This is a genomic window from Nocardioides sp. 1609 (assembly GCF_004522105.1).
Taxonomy (GTDB): Bacteria; Actinomycetota; Actinomycetes; order Propionibacteriales; family Nocardioidaceae; genus Nocardioides.
Window position 1 is genome coordinate 876,087 of the sequence record NZ_SPUJ01000001.1, and the last position, 16,217, is coordinate 892,303.

A 16,217-nucleotide genomic window follows, 5' to 3' on the forward strand; every position below is an offset into this window, starting at 1 on the left:
CCAGTTACCAGGCCTCTTCGAGTGGATAGGTGTTTGCATCGAGATCAGCGAAGAGCTCCTCGATCTTCGGCGCGTACCAAGCCGCCGTCTCCTCAGGCGACGAGTCACGCTTGATGATCTCCGCGACGTTGTCGCTCGTGATGAGAGTGGCGCCGATGTCGACGAATCCCTCGGGGAGCGCGTCCCCGCGAGCTCCCTCGGTCAGGAGCCTGGCAACGGTGTAACCCTGCAGGTACCAGTTCACGGCGCTCGTTGCGAGGAGGGTGCCGTCCTCGACGCCAGTCAGAGTTTCGGGAGAAGTCTCGAGCGCGCCAGCGGCAAAGTCGTAGCCCTGCTCCTTCTTGACCTTGTAGATACTGGGGCCGTCCTGGTCACAGGCACCGATCGCCAAGACTGTGTCAGGGTGGGCCCGAAGCTGCTGATCCCATGCGGCGGTGTTGGCCTGCGGCTCTACCTTCGAGTCGAACACCTCGACGTTCGTGTTGGGCAGCAGTTCGGATGCGACGTCCCTCCAAGCGTCCACTCGCTCGGCCAAGACACCGGTGTCCCCGGGGACGCACTGTCCGAGAATGACGTCCCCCGTGGTGTCAGTGTCCAGGCCCCCGAGTTCGATGACCGTGGTCATGGCTTCGCGAGCGTGGGCGGCGTCATTGATGCCCACGAAGGTCTTGAGCAGCGACGATGCGGCTTCGTCCTGGGTCTCTACAGGCTTGATTGCGTAAGCGAGGGAGTTCGGAACCCGCTGCGTGAGGTCCTGCAAGGTGCGGGTCCACAGGGAGGGTGGGAACGGAGATACGCCGAACCCGTCTGGGTTGCGCGTGAGCAGGTTGTTCGTCTGCTGCTGAGCGAGGGCCGGGTCGATCGACGGAGGTCCCTGGACATCGAGGTTCACATTGCCGTCTTCGTCTGCGAAAGCCTCCATTCCCGCTCGCGTGTCCTGTGCGAACTTGACTCCGGTCAGGGTGAGTTCCATCGCAAGGTTCACCTCATCGCCGTCACCACCGGAGCCCGACTCGCCGGCGCAACTGGAGAGCGACACGACCGCGACGGTCGCAAGGGCGACGCCGATCGTCCGCTGGGCTGTGTGATTCCAGGCCTGGTTTCGAGTAATCATCATTGAATTCCTGCTTTCAGTGGGTCTTGACGGGACTCTGGTTCTGAAGGGATCGATTGGACGGACGGCGAAGGTCACGCGAAGGCCCGGCGCGCCCGCCTGTTTCGAACTAGGGCGTCCGTACCGACCGCCACCAGGATCACTGCGCCTGTAACGAAGTTGGTCCAGTTGGTGCTGACGGCGAAGAAGACAAGGCCGGTATTGATGACGGCCACAATGAGCGCTCCGAGTAGAGCACCAGGGACTGTGCCGGACCCTCCACTGACCGCGGTGCCGCCGATGATTGCTGCGGCAATGACCTGAAGTTCGAAGCCGACACCGACGGTGGGATCCGCGCCCTGGAAGTAGGCCAAGCTGAGCACACCAGACAGTCCAGCCAGGCCTCCCACTAGCCCGAGCGCCCACAGACGAACGCGACCAACCGGGATACCTGAGAACCGGGCGGCTTCACGGTTCGAGCCGACGGCGCGCACTGCGGCACCGAACCGCGTCCTATTGAATACGACCGTCATGACGCATCCGGTGAGGAAGACCACCCACACGACCACAGGGACCCCGAGCAGGTCGCCACCAAACCTGACGAAGAAGCTGCTCTCGACGGGGATGTCCGCGATAGGCATCCCATCAGAAATGATGGTGACCAGACCGCGGTATAGGGACAGCGTTCCGAGGGTGACGATGATGACTGGAATCCTGAACAGTTGAGCCAGGACCCCGTTCATCAGGCCCATCGCTGCGGCCAATCCAATAGCGAGCAGCGCTGCGATGTACGGGTTGACGCTGGACATCAGTTGAGCTGCGGCGACGATACTCACGGCGTAGATGCCGCCGACTGAAAGGTCGATCTCTGTCATCGCCAGGAGGAACACCATCCCGTAGGCGACGATCGCCACGTAGGCCGCCGTGCGGAGCGTGTTGAGAAGTGCGTCGACTTGGAGGAAGTCGGGACGCAACAGTCCGATTCCCACGACGAGGAAAATTAGGGCCAGGGCCGTTCCGAGTTCGTCGAATTTCAGGAATCGGTACGGCGCGGAGCCGCTTTCAGCCTTGAGCGAGCTCGCGTCTTCTGAACCTGGGGTGCCCGGCCCTGGTACGTCCCGACCGTGGGCCAACGCCCCAGTCTGAGCGGATCCGACTTCACGATCCGGTTCGGTCCGGCGCCTCACAGTCGCCCCTCGGCCGCACTGTGCCCGCGGACGTCGTTCGCGTAGCCGTGCAGCGTCCTAGTCGACGGTGTCGCTGGATGAATACCTGACGCCACGACCACTCCTTGCGTGTGATGAGCCTCACTCTTGTGCGGCCGGCTCAAATTAGTCCGTATACGTTTGGAGTGTCAACGTTTACAGTCGCCCTCTGTCCGTCGTCTCGCCGCCCTCTCTGCAAGACAGACTCTCCGAGTTGCTCCGCATGCTGACCACGTGTCCGGACGATCGGACGTCAGCACGTTTCGGCACGGAGTCGAGGGGGGCGGCTTCGGACGAACGGTCGGCGGTCGACTCGGCGCCCCGACAGCACCGACCTGGAATCGGCTTGCGGCAGCCACCAAGGTTGGGTGAGTTGCGCGACCCGAGGGGCCCACAACCTCTCCAAGCGTCATGCCGAGGCACCGGGAACGCGGGTCCATCCAAGCCGACAGGGAGGGCTGGCCTCGTTCAGACAGCGAACGGCCTAGCGAACGCGTTCCCAGGCCTGATGCAAGGCGCGACGTCCTTAATCGTTGCCTCGACTAGGGGACGGCCGCGCGCGCGGTCACATGCGCACCAAGACGGGCAACCGGTCAACAGAACATTGTTCGGCCCGTGCCGGGTCAGCGTCGCGACGTCCCGCGAATGCGAATGTAGCGAGACGATGACCACCTGTTCATCGGAATCTGTCGCGACTCTCATTGCTAGGTCACCTCATCGGCACGCTCACCAAATGCGGAAACTCTGAGGGGTAAGGACGAGCGACCCTCGGGGCAGCGAAGACAGCACGCCGACCCGCCGGCCGAGCTCAAAGACGGAACACCCAGTTCTTGGACTGAAAGTCGTCATGGCCGCAACGGGCGAACGTGCAGGTGGTCACCCTGCTTTCGCAATCGAGTTGCTGCACGCGCACCCGCTGCGTCGGCGCTGTGACGCCTTATTGGTCCAGGCGATCCCGAGCGGGCTAGCGGTGACCATGCCGCATACTCGGCTCATTGACGATGGGTCGTAGCGGCTCCGGTATCACCCTGCAGACCAAGCGCGACGAGGTACCGCGATCCATTCGCCGCCGTGCCTTCTAGGCACGCTGACATCGGACCACGACCGAAGGCAACAACGTACTTCCAGTCTAAGCTGGCATCAGAGCGGCTACCGGAACTTTCGGCCACAGAGGGTCCTCGCAACTGATTGAGGGACATCGTTGATCAGATTCCCTGACAGGGCCATGCGCCTCGGATCATCTGCGGCAACAAGAAGGCGTAGACAGAGGGGGGCGTATCCGGCCAGCGCAGCCCACCTGCTCTGCGTCCGAAATCTAATTAGGTACGTACGAGTCCACCATCAATGACGAGCGTCTGACCCGTCATGAAGGCAGCGTCGTCGGACACGAGGAACGACAGCGCTCCAACGACATCACTCGGCTGTTGCGTCCGATGAATCGCCTGCAGACTCTTGGTGATCGTGAAGTCATCCTCGGCGCTGATACGCCGCGTGCTCTCGGTTTCGACAATGCTGGGAGCCACGGCGTTCACGGTGATACCAGACTCAGCGAGCTCTGTTGCCAGGGCGTGCATGAGCCCGATGAGTGCGCCTTTGGTGGAGACGTAGTGCGGAAAACCTGGAGAGCCGGCTTGGAAGCTCACAGACGAGGTGAAGACGATGCGGCCCCATCGGCGGTCGGTCATCGTCGGCAGAATGGCACGCGTAACGAGGAAGGCACCTTCGACGTTGACTGCGAAGACCTTACGCCAGTCAGCCAGTTCAAGGGTGGCCAAGTCTCCCTTGGGATAGATACCCGCGTTATTGACGAGGACGTCGACGCCGTCGAACTCCGACAAGACGGTCTCGTTCATTCGAGTTACTGCATCTTCGTCGGTGATGTCGCACTCGATGGCGAGGCACCGTCGGCCGGCAGCCTCCACCTGCGCCACTGTCTCGGAGGAGCCGCGGAGATCTACGGCAACGATGTCGTGGCCGTCCACGGCGAGGCGCTGTGCGAACGCCTGACCTAGTCCGGCGGCTGCACCGGTAACGAGTGCAACACGGCGACGGTTCGTAGTCATTGGTACCTCCAGTTGGTGCGGCCGGGCCGCTTCTTGGGCTGGCCGGCCGCTGGTGGGACTTTGTCTCTGATGCGGCCAACCACATCTGTTGCCGTGCACCGCTCATCGCCGGTTGTCCGTCGCGAGTCTGCTACTCGACGAGCTTGCACTCATCCGATGGTGCGTATACGGAAGATTAGGGGCGTCGAGGACGGCAGGTCAAGAAGATCCGCATACGTTACGATCAGTTCATGGCTAACGCCCGCACCGCGTCAGTCAAGGTAGGCAACGAGATGAGCTTGCCTCTCGACAGCACGCTCGGCCACCTTCTGCGCCGTTCGCAACAACGCCACACGGCTATGTGGACGAATCAGTTCAACGGTGACCTCACAGGTCCCCAGTACGCGGTTCTGTGCGTCGTCTATTCATCCGCAGACTTAGACCAGCGGGCCATCGGCGAGATGGCGTCTCTTGACAAATCGACTACCGCCGACGTTGTAGCTCGACTAGAACGGCGTGGCTGGCTGCACCGCAGTCCGGCCCCAGAGGACGCCCGCAGGAACATTGTCAGGCTCAGCTCCCCTGCACGCGTCGCCCTCCGTGGGATCACAGACACTGCAAGACAGGTGCAAGGTGACCTGCTCGATTCGTTACCCGCAACCCAGCGCCAACGGTTCATTGAACTGCTGGGACGCGTGGCCTACGCCGGGGACGTTCCGACGGCAGAGCGATCAGACGGCCAACCCGTCGAACCGGTACTTCCGCTTCCCACGGCACCGGGACATCTCCTTCGTCGAGCTGAGCAGCTTCACGGTTCGGCCTGGTCACGACTGGTAGGTGCGGACATCACGCCCTCTCAATATGCGGTGCTTACTGCGTTGTCCGGCAAGCCCCAAGCATCGCAAGTAGAAGTCAGCGAACTCGCATCTCTCGACAAGTCCAGCGGAGCCGACATAATCGGGAGGCTTGCCTCTCGCGGACACATCGTCTTGAACCGTGACCCCGAGGACCGACGCCGGAAGGTCCTGGAACTCGCTCCGCAGGGCACTGCCCTGCTGAGGGATGTGACGCCGACTGTGCAGTCAGTTCAAGACTCGTTGACTCAGCCCCTGATGCGGCCGCGAGACAAGACCGACCTCATCCGCCACCTGAAAGGCGTCGCCTACGGCACCACGTGACGACGCCTTCCGGCGGCAATGGCTGAATCGGCTTACGTCCGAATCGATACTGGCGACCTCAATGTTCACGCTAGTCGCGGGAAGAGGGACTTCGCAGCCTCCGACGAAATCGACTTCGCCGCGTGGTCATCGAGTCCCGCCGAGTCGAGCTGATTCGTGAAGTACTCGGGCTGTCCATCGCCGGCATACGGGTAGTCGCTCCCGTAGGTGATGCGACCAGGCTGCGCGAACGCCATCAGGCTGGGCAGACTTGAAGGACTAGCCGTGAGCGCTGTGTCGAAGTAGAACTCTCGGCAGTCCGCCAGGAACTCTTCGCGGTTAGGCGGGCCATCGGCTGTAGTGGGCGTCAGTGACGCGATGCGATGGGCGGCGTAGGGGAGGAAGCCGCCGCCATGGGACAGCAGGAACTTGATGCGTGGGTACCTCCGAACGCACCCATGCCGAACGAGATTGAGTGCCGCTCGAGTCGTGTCGAGCAAGAAGTCGGCAATGAAGACTGGAACGTCCTGCAACGGTGGCGCCTCTGGAAGCGCGTTGGGGTGCACGAATAGCACAGCGGATCTGCGATCCAACTCCTCAAGCAACGGATCCAGGGATGGGTCGCCCAAGTAGGTTCCTTCTTGGCTAGCCAACATCACGACACCGTCGCAACCGAGTACGTCGAACGAATGAACGATCTCTTCCAGCGCGTCGTCGACGTTCGGCAGAGGAAGGCCGGCTAGGAGTCCGAATTCCTTCGGTCGTCGGGTTACCAGGTCGGCGGCGTACTCGTTGACCTCGCGAGCGATCGCGCGTGCCTCCGATCGGTTTCCGAAGTAGAAACCTGGTCGTGCAGTCGAGAGAACGCTCGCACCGATTCCGAGTCGTCCCATGAGGTCCAGTGAGGCCTCGGGCGACCACGCTGGAATAGCCTGTCCCCCAAAGTAACCTTTCCCTTCGAGGTAGCGCCGATATTCTGGGGCCACGAAGTGATGGTGAGTATCAATCCGCGGAGCACTGTCTACCATCAGCTAGCCTCCGAACTGTTGCGCACGGGCGTGAGCTCGCTGGGCGGGAGTGGACCACGGCGAGCGCCGGATGTGGGGCACGCGACAGCGTCCTGGGCGGAAACCAGGACCGTCAGTGTTCCCACACGCCCAACCTCGACTGAGATCTCGTCTCCATCGTGAATCTGGCCGACGCCAGCGGGGGTACCGGTCGCAATGACGTCTCCCGGTTCCAGCACCATGACGGAGGACACGTAAGAGATGAGCTTGGGCACGTCCCAGATGAGATCCGCGATGTCCGCATCCTGTCGTCGGTCCCCGTTAACTCGAGTGATCAGTCGGAGTTGGTCCAGGGGGCCGACTTCGTCGGGTGTGACAAGGAGTGGGCCCATGGGTGTGAACGTGTCGAAGGACTTCCGTGTGGATCGGTCCTCGCCTCCCCTCATAGTCATGTCCAGAAGACAGGTATATCCGACGACGTGCTCGAGGGCGTTCGCTTCGTCGACATGACTGGCCCTGCGGCCAATCACCACCGCCAGTTCTCCTTCTTGATCGAACCTCCGGTCGTGGTACGGGAGTCGGACCACCCCACCGTCGGCGATCAGCGATGTAGGCGCCTTGAGAAACACTCCGAGACTGCCGATATGAACAACCTCGCTCATCTCCGTCTGGTGATCGGTGTAGTTGACCGGGGCTGCAACAATCTTGCCCGGATCGGGCACCGGCGGCAGAACAGTCACCTGAGATAGCGGAATCACGTCTGACTCCGGTTCAGTGCTTGCGAGCTCACCTGCCATCAAGAGTCGACGCATCGGACTGTGATCACCAGGGACTCCGCGCGCGAGGACGCGGATCCCTCCGTCCTCGTCGAGGATGCCAGCTGCGGCAGTCCCGTCGCTGAGGCTGACACTGAGATAGCGGGTCATGCTGTGGTCCTTTCGGAGGGTGCGTAGAGCCAGTCGAGTTCGCTGAAGTCGTCTGGGCGGCGTTGCCCCAGGACCCGATCCCGCAGGGCAAGGGTCAGTGGGTCAGCGGAGTGCCAGAGCTCGCCCCACGGGCGAGCGGACCGCTGGCATCGCGAGGCTCGTGGAATTCGATCGCTCTCGTAGGCGGTGAGTGCGTTGGACAATGTCGTCTCAGTCGCAAGATGTCGGGCCAGACTGATCGCGTCCTCGAGGGCTTGGCAGGCGCCCTGACCCAAGTACTGGAGCATCGGGTGGGCCGCGTCACCGATAAGAGCCACACCGTCGGTGGTCCAGCGGGCGATCGGGTCGCGATCGTATAGCGGCCATTCCTTAGTGGAATCGATCAGCGGGATGCACCGTCGAACTGCTGGGCAGGCGGCTGCGAAGGCATCGTTTAGGGCGCTTGGTGACATTGGTGTGTCGAGCGATGGGTCCGGACGGCGGATGACCGCGACCTGGTTATAGACCTGGCCTCCTCGTACCGGGTATTGCATGAGGTGCACGCCCGGGCCGACCCACAGGACCACGTCATCGAGTGACATGTCGTCCGACACAGCCGATGTTGGGACGGTCCCACGGAACGCCACGTACTCGCTGAAGACAGGCTTGTCGTCGGAGACCAGGCCGCGAACCAGCGACCAAAGACCATCGGCCCCGATCACGAGTTGAGCATGGATCCTTCGCCCGTTCTTGAAGGTGACCTCGTGGCCGTGATCCGCACGGTCCAGACCTACTACCTGCATGTCCGTGAGGAGGGTGACAAGCGGGCTTTGCCGACAAGCGTCGAGGAGGACTTCGAGAACGTCGTTTCTGTGGACGACGAAGTATGGGTAGCCGAAACGGGACTGGAAGGCTGGGCCCAAATCGAGGGTTGTGATGGTGCCGCCGGTGATGGCGTCCCTCATGACTCCCGCGCGCGGCAGCACGGCACGGCTGACCACCTTGTCGTAGAGACCGAGGTGGTCGAGCGCGGCGCTGGCGTTCGGGCCCATCTGCAGGCCGGCGCCGATTTCGGTGAACTCGGGAGCCTGTTCCACCACATGTACGGCGCGGCCCGTGCGCGCCATCGCGTAGGCAGCGGCCAGGCCCCCGATTCCGCCGCCGATGATCAGAGTCTCTACAGGTTCAGTCTGTGACTTGTTCACGGCTCTACTCCGCGGTCTCTCGATACAGGCCCAACGACTCTAGAACGGGCGCGTCGGACACGGAGAACAGATCAAGCTCGGCGTCAGCGCGGATTTGCCACGTGTGCCAGGAGGGGATCACGACAATGTCCCCGCTCTCCACTGGGAACGACGTATTGCCGACGTGGATGACACCGTTGCCGTGGAGGACGGCGCAAACCTGTGACCCTGTCTGTCGACGCGGGGCGGACTGGTTTCCCGCAAGGACTCGTTGCATCTGGCAGCGCATCGTGGGCATGACATCGCCGCCGCTGAAGGGGTTGGTGAACCTGAGTGTCGTTTCGCTGGCGCTCGAATCGGAATCGAGAAGACGGCTCAAGGCACGGTCGGTGTCGGCCCAGCGGTAGGCCAGCAGCGGAGAGTGCGGTGCGGCAGCGTTCTTGCCGAGGTGCCGGACCGGCGATAGTCCAGGTCCGCCACCCCAGTGCTGCTCGGAGCTCGAGAGGGGGTCCGTGCGGGTGTCCACCTGCTCGGTGGGCCCCTCTTCGAAAAAGACTGCATCGAGTGCAGCGACCATTGGGAGGTCCAGCACATCCATCCACATCATTGGTTGGGCGCCAGGGTTGTGGTGCTCGTGAAAGGTCATGCTGGGTGTCAGCACCAAGTCACCCGTGGCCATGTGCAGTGGGTCACCGTCAACGAGCGTCCAAGCCCCCTCCCCTTCCAGTACGAATCTGAGAGCCGCCGGCGTGTGCCGGTGCGGCGGTGCGCCTTCGGACGGATTGAGGAACTGGACTGCGGCCCACATTGTCGAGGTAGCGAAGGGCGCGCCCTGAAGCCCCGGGTTGGCGCAAGCGAGTACACGACGGTCACCACCCCTGTCGATGGGGATCAGTTCTCCTGACCGGGCGGCCAGCTTCTTCAGGGTGCGGCCGCTCCAGCGAAACGGTTGAGTACTGACGGCCGGTTCGTGCGTGAGGAGGCCAGTCAGCTCCCATAGGGGCTGGAGGTGTTCGTCCGCTAGATCGTTGTAGAGGGTCTGGACGTCGTCCTCTTCGCTGGTAAACCGTTCGGTGCCCACGGCACTCCTCCTAGTTAGTACGTATACGGACGATTATATGGCCGGGGCCGCGCGCGTCAACACGGCAGCCACCGCTGAAAGGCTTGCCGTCGCTTAAGCCCTCGGGGCTCTCGGCCGGGACCGTCCTGAGTCTCGGGCGTGCAGCCGTCCGGGTGGTCCCCCCGGCCTCGGCCGCGGCGACGATGTCGCGCACGGCCGCGGGCCCCTGTACGCGCGAGCTCGTCAGACGCTGTCGAACACCAGCACCGGCTTCACGGTCCTACCGGCCGCGGCGTCCGCAGCGGCAATGTTGATGTCTTCGAACGCGTAGTGCTGTTGCATGGTCTGCACTGGCAAGCTTCCGTCCAGAACGCGGTCGACGAGGTACGGGAGGAATGTCTGGGGCTCGGAGTCCCCCGCCGCGATCCCGCGGATGCTCCGTCCCATGACTAGAGGCATCACATCGAACGCGGCGTGCTGGCCGGCTGGGGGAACGCCAACGATTCCGCACTGGCCGCGAATAGCCAACGAAGCGACGAGTCCCTCAATGACCTGAACGTGCCCTGTGGTGTCGATGGCGACGTCGACACCGACGCCGTGAGTGAGTTCAGAAAGAACCTGGACCAGGTCTTCGCCTGAAGTGTCTACGGTGATGTCTGCTCCCATAGTCTTCGCAAGCGCTAGGCGTTCCGGAACGCGGTCCACCACAATCACCCGACTCGGGCGCAGCAACTTCGTCGCCATGACGGCGGCCAGCCCCACTCCACCTGCGCCGGCAATGACTACAACGTCGGTCGGGACAGGGCGCAGGACGTTCAGAACGGCACCTGCGCCTGCTTGCACTCCACATGCCAGAGACGCGAGGGCCGGGAGAGATGCGTCTGGTACGTGAGAACCCAGGATTACGAGGCTGTCCTCGTGGACCAGAGCGTGCTCAGCGAAGGATGACTGGCCGAAGAAGTGCCCGCCGAGCTCCACAGCTCCTGCTCGGATGGTAACCGACCCGTCGGCTCGGCGCCCGCCGGTTAGGTTCAGCGGTACCTTCACTTCGCAGTAGGCCGGGTGTCCTCCTCGGCACCATCGGCAAGTGCCGCATTGAGCGAAACTCAGAAGTACACGGTCGCCAGGGGCAGTCTTGGTGACGCGGCTACCGATGCTCTCTACGACACCGACGCCTTCGTGACCTAACACGCCGGGAAGTGGGAAGGGGAAGTGACCGTGCGCGGCTCCCATGTCGGACTGGCAGAGACCGGCTGCGACCATTCGGACGACGACCTCGTCTGGCCTGGTCTCGTCCAACTCGACCTGTTGAATCTCGAATGGCGCTCCGGCCTCGGGTACCACAGCTGCGCGAGTCACTGTCATTTTCCTTCACTGTCGGGAAGCGTCGGGGTGTAGCCGCCTGATTGGAGCTGATGTTTACGGGAAGGTGACCATTCCTCGGATTGTGTGGCCGGCCTCGAGGTCGGTGAACGCCGACGGGAGGGCGTCGAGCCCGTATCGGGTCGTAATGAGGCCTTCTGCGTCGAGCCGTCCGGCTTCGATGAGGTCCACGAACCGCTGGAAGTCCGAGCGAACTTGCGTCGACCCGTAGTACGACCCGATTAGGTGCTTTTCTGCGCGAAAGAAGTCAGAAGCCGGAAGGTCGAGGCGAGCGGTGGGTGCAGGGATTCCCACTGTTGTGACGACCCCGCCGCGTCGAGCGCACTCGTATGCCACCGTCACCGTCGCCGGGGATCCGACGACCTCGAAGGCGAAGTCGACGCCTCGCCCTCCGGTCAGTTCTCGTACCTGTTCGGCCGTATCCGCCAGCGTCGGGTCAACTGTGTCGGTGGCGCCCAGCCCAAGACTCACGGTCCGCTTCAACGCGATTGGGTCTACCGCGATGATGCGTGCCGCACCACGGAGCCGAGCCCCCTGGATCACGCTCTGTCCGACTCCCCCGCACCCGATAACGGCAACGGATGATCCAGCACTGACTTTGGCGGTGAACATTGCTGCTCCGGCGCCGGTTGCGATGCCGCAACCGATGAGGGCGAGTTGTTCGGAGGGGAGTTCGGACTCGATCTTCACGGCTAACCGCCGGTCGATCGTCATGTACTCAGCGAAGGCACCGAGCCCGAGCATTGTTGTCACCGGTCGGCCGTCGGCGAGTTCGGCTCGGACAGTGCCTCGCACCGCATCTGTCTCGGCGCAAAGGTGCGTTTGACCGTTGACGCACCAATAGCAGTTGCCACAGACGGGAACCAGGCTGGCGACAATTCGGTCACCTTTGACGATTCCTTGGACGTTGCTACCGATATCTTCGACCACGCCGGCTGCTTCGTGTCCGAGAACAGCAGGCGGCGCGATTCTCAAGAACCCGCGTGTGGCGGAGATGTCGCTGTGGCATACCCCGGTTGCCTCGAGGCGCACGACGACATCGTCGGGTCCGGGATCGCGGGGCTGAATGTTCTCGATGGTGAATGATTGGTTCGTGTCGTGCATTACCGCGGCGCGCATGGCTGCTCCATTGATCGGGATATGTGAGGGGGCTGTTTTGCTGGCTGGCGCGTCGCTACCGGCAGGTGAGCCGTCACTCGTCCTTAACTTCGTGTCGGCGGACCCCTCGGGCAGCTCGGGCTTGGCGCGCCCGTCGTTGGGTTCGTGCCATGCCCACCGCGAGGAGCAACGCCATGCCGTTGAAGAGATCGGGGATCCACACCGGGGCGCCGCCGAGCTGGAGGCCCTTCACTCCAACCGCCAGCACGAAGACGGCTACGAGGGTGCCTGCCACGTTGTATCGGCCACTTCGGAACTGGGTAGATCCCAGGAAGGCTGCCGCGTACGCGGGTAGGAGGTAGGCGGGGCCGATGGTTGGGTCACCTGTTGCCAGTCGCGAGCTCGCGAGCGCCCCTGCGAATCCGGCTATAGCCCCGCAAGCTGCGAGTGCTCCAACCAGGATCAGAGAAGTGCGAACTCCTGCGAGGCGTGCTGCGTTCAGGTTGCCACCCGTGGCATAGATCCGCCGTCCGACCGGGGTGCGCTCGAGGACGTACCAAACGATCAGGCCGACGACCAGCGCAAGCCATACCGGGTGGGTAAAGCCGAAGAGTTGCCCTGTAGCAAAGTCCTGGAACCCTTCGCCCAGGTTGAGGATCTGCTGCGAGTCCGAGAGCCAGGCGATGGCAGCAAGGACAACAGAACTCATGCCGAGGCTGGCGATGAAGGAGTCGATGTTTGCGACTGTGATGAGGATTCCGGTGAATGCGCCGACTGCGGCGCCAGCGACCAGTGTGAGAACGACTGCCTGAGCCGGACCCAAGCCTTGCTCTGTCAGGAGCCAGGCCACGACAATCGCGCCCAGGCCAACCTCGGCTCCGACGGCGAGGTCGAAAGCTCCAGCGGCCAGAGGAAGGACGAGCCCCACCGCGACGATGGCTACGAGGGCGCTGTTGTCGAGCATCGATCGCCAGACCGATGCTGTCAGGAACGTGTCTGGAACCCACAGCGAGTAGATTGCGACGAGCGCGATCAGGATGTAGATGGCACTGATGTTGCGGAAAGACAGGGTCCGCAGAAGCACGCGCGCACGGCTCACCGAAGGTGGGTCAGTAGGCGTGGCGAGGCGGGCGCCATCGAGTCGATCGTTTGCGGCGTCAATGGACATAGGGGGCCTCTTCTGCGTCTTCGGCGGGCTGGGTCGTGGGGTGAGAGATCTCGGCTTCGAGGCTTTCAGTGACGAGTCGCGCTTCGCTCAACTCGTTGCGCTGCACCTCAGCCGCAATTCGTCCGCCGCGTAGGACCACGACCCGGTCGCAGAGCTCGGCCAACTCAGCTGAGTCAGAGGAGGAAACAACTACGGCGCTCCCGGCAGCCGCCGCATCGATGACGAGTTGATAGATGGCTGCTTTGGCGCCTACGTCTACGCCTTGGGTCGGTTCGTCGAGTAGCAGGACAACGGGCTGGTTGCGCAGCCATTTGGCGAGTACGACTTTCTGCTGGTTCCCGCCACTGAACAGCTCGAGGGTCCGTTCGGGATCGGGCGGATCGAGTTCGACCCGGTTCGCCCACAGAGTTGCCTCGCGCCTCTCCGCGTTGGCCCGGAGATTTCCCAGCCTGCCTCGCAGTTGACGTAAGGACGGCAGGGTCAGATTTTCTCGGGCCGGCATGGTCATGATCGCCCCGTCGGCGTGCCGATCCGAAGGGACGAACCCAACACCACGGCTGACGGCGCGTCGCGGCGAGGCCGGAAGGTTCTTGCCCTGGACAAGCACGCTGCCAGCGGATCTCGGCGTCGATCCAAATAGAAGACCGCAGAGGTGCTCTCGGCCAGACCCAAGGATTCCTGCGACGCCGACGATCTCGCCGGCGTGGACAGTCAGGCTGACTCCGTCTACCTCGCCCCCGCGAATTGCGCGTGCTTCCAACGTAGGAGCGCCCAGGTTCCGGTTCCCTGTGTCGAGAGACGCCAGGCTCTTGCCCGCGATCAGCTCGATGAGCTTGCCTCGATTCAGTTCTGAGGTGGGCACGTCGGCGACTACGCGGCCACCGCGCAGTGCGACGACGCGGTGCGCGAGGTCGAGGACCTCGTCTAGGCGGTGGCTGATGAAGATGACACCGGCGCCTTGTTCGGCTACGCGTGTAATTGCTTCGAACAGCCTGGCCGCCTCATCACCGTGGAGGGCGGCCGTGGGTTCATCGAGTAGCAGAACCTGATCGGGTCGAGGCCAGTTGCTGAGAGCCCTCGCGATGGCGACGATGGAACGCTCGCCGGGCGTGAGTTTCTCGATGGGCGCGTTGACGTCGAAGTCACCGGAGAAGCGTCTGATGAGTGACTTGGCAGCTTGTCGTTCGCGCCTGGGGGAAGTGGGGAGCCAGCCGCGGCTCCCCACCGCCCGTGCCAAGTTGAGGTTTTCGACCGTGTTCAGCATCGGGATGAGGCCGAGATCCTGGTGGATCACATGAATCTCAGCACGTGTAGCTGCTCCGTGGAGCCAATCGCCGCTTGCTGAGCGCACCTCGATCCGGCTTCCCGGATCAGGGTCGTGAATGCCTGTGAGCGCCTTCACGAGCGTGGACTTCCCTGAACCGTTCTGGCCTACCACCGCCACGATCTCCCCCGAATGCAGGTCGAGGTCGACATCGATGAGGGCGCGTTGGCCCGGGAACGACTTCCCCAGACCACGGGTTCGGAGCAACTGATTCGAGTTCATGGGCAGGTCAGCCCACGTTCCACAATGTGGAGAAGCGCTCTGCGTAGTCTGGGTAGCCGGTCCATCCCAGGGACAGGTCGCCACTGAGCGAGTCAGCGTCCAGCCACTGGATCGGGACGAACTGCTCTTGTTCGACCGCAGTCAGCGGGTCGCCGATTGCCAGACGTGCTGCTTCGTCGACCATCGTCCAGGCCAGTACCGGGTAGTCGAGTCCGAGGCCCGCAGCCTGGTCTCCGTTCTCGATGTCCTGAAGGTTGGACGGTGTGGGACCGAACCCGATGTATGGGATGTCGATGCTGCCGGCCCGGAGTGCTGCCGGAAGGCCGGTTGTCGGCTCATTCGCACCGAAGACCGCGATGTCGGTGTCTGGGTTTGCCTGCAGGTCGCTGACGACAAGTGACGGTGCGGTGGAGCCGTAGCTGGTGATGGGAAGGTCGACGACGCGCAGGTCGCACGCCGGGCACACCTCGGCCAACTGCTTCTCGAACGCGTCGCCTTCGGGGCCGAAGAAGTCGAGTTCGGGTGTGGTGTAGAAGACGACCTTGGAGTCCTGGTCATGGTTTGCCGCTACCCAGTCGGCCTGCAGACGGCCGACGGCCTCAGCGAGTGGCTGACCGAAGGAGGCCGCATCGATGCCGTACTTCTCGATTCCCATGATGCCGGTGCTGACGACGGGGATGTTGGCGGCCTCTGCCTCTTCGAGCTGTGAGGCAATGGCGTCGGGCTCGATAGCAGGCACGATGATCACGTCCGGGGACTGCTCGAGGATGGACGAGAAGGCACTCTGGACGTCCGCGGTTGACGCGCCCGCCTTAACGATTGTGAGGTTGACGCCGAGAGCATCGACGCCGTCCTGAAGCAGTTCTGAGAGCTGGGCACACACGGCTGCTGCACACTGCAGGTAAGCCAAGTTCGTGTCGGCGGGGATGGGCGCGGAGAGGGGTACGTCGGCCGGGAAGTCGCTCGGCGCGTCCGTGTAGGTCTTCGTCCGCTCCTTCGCGTCGTCGATCACCTGTTTGGTCGCTGCCTCGCGGCCCGAATTGTCGGACGTGTCATCCGAGCCACATGCGGCCAACGCCAGCAATGCGGCGGTCGTAACGAGTGCCAGGCTGGCTCGACGACGCCTTGCGTGGAACACCATTGGTTGTCTCCTTCGCGATGTTTGTTCTCAGGGTGGGCGCGCCGGTCACCCGGATGACCGTCATGAGGGCATGGCCCTCTAGCCGCCGACCTGTCGGCCGGACGGACGTAGTGAGGCGGTGGGGCCGCTAGCTGATGCGCCTGCTTCGGAGCCCTATGTCCTTCTCAGGCAGGACCTCGGTCTGCAGAACGGTGTAGCACCCCGGGCAGAACGCCTGCCTATGCACGA

The 16,217-nt window shown here is 63.1% G+C and carries 13 protein-coding genes; 1 reads left to right on the forward strand and 12 read right to left on the reverse strand.

Features of this window, described 5'->3' with window-relative positions; translation table 11 throughout:
* Positions 1–4: 4 nt before the first annotated feature.
* The 3 genes from E4623_RS03950 to E4623_RS03960 form a co-directional block, all read right to left on the reverse strand.
* Entirely contained in the window at positions 5–1,192 is a 1,188-nt protein-coding gene (locus E4623_RS03950) for a substrate-binding domain-containing protein (protein WP_134765164.1), read from the reverse strand.
* A complete protein-coding gene (locus E4623_RS03955) occupies positions 1,189–2,226 on the reverse strand; it encodes an ABC transporter permease (RefSeq protein WP_167736468.1) in 1,038 nt (345 codons plus the stop codon). Before E4623_RS03955 ends, E4623_RS03950 begins: the two co-directional genes overlap by 4 nt.
* A 1,391-nt stretch (positions 2,227–3,617) precedes the next feature.
* On the reverse strand, positions 3,618–4,361 hold the full coding sequence (locus E4623_RS03960; RefSeq protein ID WP_134765166.1) for an SDR family oxidoreductase: 744 nt from the start codon (positions 4,359–4,361) through the stop codon (positions 3,618–3,620).
* Between the two features lie 230 nt (positions 4,362–4,591).
* Here E4623_RS03960 and E4623_RS03965 point away from each other — a divergent pair, with 230 nt between their 5' ends.
* Positions 4,592–5,518, forward strand: coding sequence for a MarR family winged helix-turn-helix transcriptional regulator (locus E4623_RS03965; RefSeq protein ID WP_134765167.1), 927 nt, complete (start codon positions 4,592–4,594; stop codon positions 5,516–5,518).
* A 65-nt stretch (positions 5,519–5,583) separates the two neighbouring features.
* On the opposite strand, the gene E4623_RS03970 is transcribed toward E4623_RS03965, so the two are convergent.
* The 9 genes from E4623_RS03970 to E4623_RS04010 all read right to left on the reverse strand — a co-directional run bounded on the left by E4623_RS03970 (position 5,584) and on the right by E4623_RS04010 (position 15,989).
* The gene (locus tag E4623_RS03970; RefSeq protein ID WP_134765168.1) at positions 5,584–6,525 is read right to left on the reverse strand and encodes an amidohydrolase family protein; all 942 of its coding nucleotides are present in this window, start codon (positions 6,523–6,525) and stop codon (positions 5,584–5,586) included.
* A complete protein-coding gene (locus tag E4623_RS03975; protein WP_134765169.1) occupies positions 6,525–7,430 on the reverse strand; it encodes a fumarylacetoacetate hydrolase family protein in 906 nt (301 codons plus the stop codon). Before E4623_RS03975 ends, E4623_RS03970 begins: the two co-directional genes overlap by 1 nt.
* On the reverse strand, positions 7,427–8,614 hold the full coding sequence (locus tag E4623_RS03980; RefSeq protein WP_134765170.1) for an FAD-dependent monooxygenase: 1,188 nt from the start codon (positions 8,612–8,614) through the stop codon (positions 7,427–7,429). The genes E4623_RS03975 and E4623_RS03980 overlap by 4 nt, the downstream gene beginning before the upstream one ends.
* 4 nt (positions 8,615–8,618) lie before the next feature.
* Positions 8,619–9,674 (reverse strand): cupin domain-containing protein, encoded by a 1,056-nt coding sequence (locus E4623_RS03985; RefSeq protein ID WP_134765171.1) that lies wholly within the window; start codon positions 9,672–9,674, stop codon positions 8,619–8,621.
* 222 nt (positions 9,675–9,896) lie between these two features.
* The gene (locus E4623_RS03990) at positions 9,897–10,631 is read right to left on the reverse strand and encodes a zinc-binding dehydrogenase (RefSeq protein ID WP_348537281.1); all 735 of its coding nucleotides are present in this window, start codon (positions 10,629–10,631) and stop codon (positions 9,897–9,899) included.
* Positions 10,632–11,072: 441 nt separating this feature from the next.
* Positions 11,073–12,155, reverse strand: coding sequence for a Zn-dependent alcohol dehydrogenase (locus E4623_RS03995; protein ID WP_134765173.1), 1,083 nt, complete (start codon positions 12,153–12,155; stop codon positions 11,073–11,075).
* Between the two features lie 73 nt (positions 12,156–12,228).
* Complete coding sequence (locus E4623_RS04000; RefSeq protein ID WP_134765174.1) at positions 12,229–13,302, reverse strand: ABC transporter permease; 1,074 nt, start codon at positions 13,300–13,302, stop codon at positions 12,229–12,231.
* Positions 13,292–14,848: a sugar ABC transporter ATP-binding protein gene (locus E4623_RS04005; RefSeq protein ID WP_134765175.1), complete on the reverse strand. Its 1,557-nt coding sequence runs from the start codon at positions 14,846–14,848 to the stop codon at positions 13,292–13,294. Before E4623_RS04005 ends, E4623_RS04000 begins: the two co-directional genes overlap by 11 nt.
* Positions 14,849–14,855: 7 nt before the next feature.
* A complete protein-coding gene (locus tag E4623_RS04010) occupies positions 14,856–15,989 on the reverse strand; it encodes a substrate-binding domain-containing protein (RefSeq protein WP_134765176.1) in 1,134 nt (377 codons plus the stop codon).
* Between the last annotated feature and the right edge of the window lie 228 nt (positions 15,990–16,217).

Coding starts and splice junctions, on each gene's coding strand:
- E4623_RS03960 (WP_134765166.1), bottom strand. CDS start 4,361: ATGACTACGAACCGTCGCCGTGTTGCACTCGTTACCGGTGCAGCCGCC.
- E4623_RS03965 (WP_134765167.1), top strand. CDS start 4,592: ATGGCTAACGCCCGCACCGCGTCAGTCAAGGTAGGCAACGAGATGAGC.
- E4623_RS03970 (WP_134765168.1), bottom strand. CDS start 6,525: ATGGTAGACAGTGCTCCGCGGATTGATACTCACCATCACTTCGTGGCC.
- E4623_RS03975 (WP_134765169.1), bottom strand. CDS start 7,430: ATGACCCGCTATCTCAGTGTCAGCCTCAGCGACGGGACTGCCGCAGCT.
- E4623_RS03995 (WP_134765173.1), bottom strand. CDS start 12,155: ATGCGCGCCGCGGTAATGCACGACACGAACCAATCATTCACCATCGAG.
- E4623_RS04000 (WP_134765174.1), bottom strand. CDS start 13,302: ATGTCCATTGACGCCGCAAACGATCGACTCGATGGCGCCCGCCTCGCC.
- E4623_RS04005 (WP_134765175.1), bottom strand. CDS start 14,848: ATGAACTCGAATCAGTTGCTCCGAACCCGTGGTCTGGGGAAGTCGTTC.
- E4623_RS04010 (WP_134765176.1), bottom strand. CDS start 15,989: ATGGTGTTCCACGCAAGGCGTCGTCGAGCCAGCCTGGCACTCGTTACG.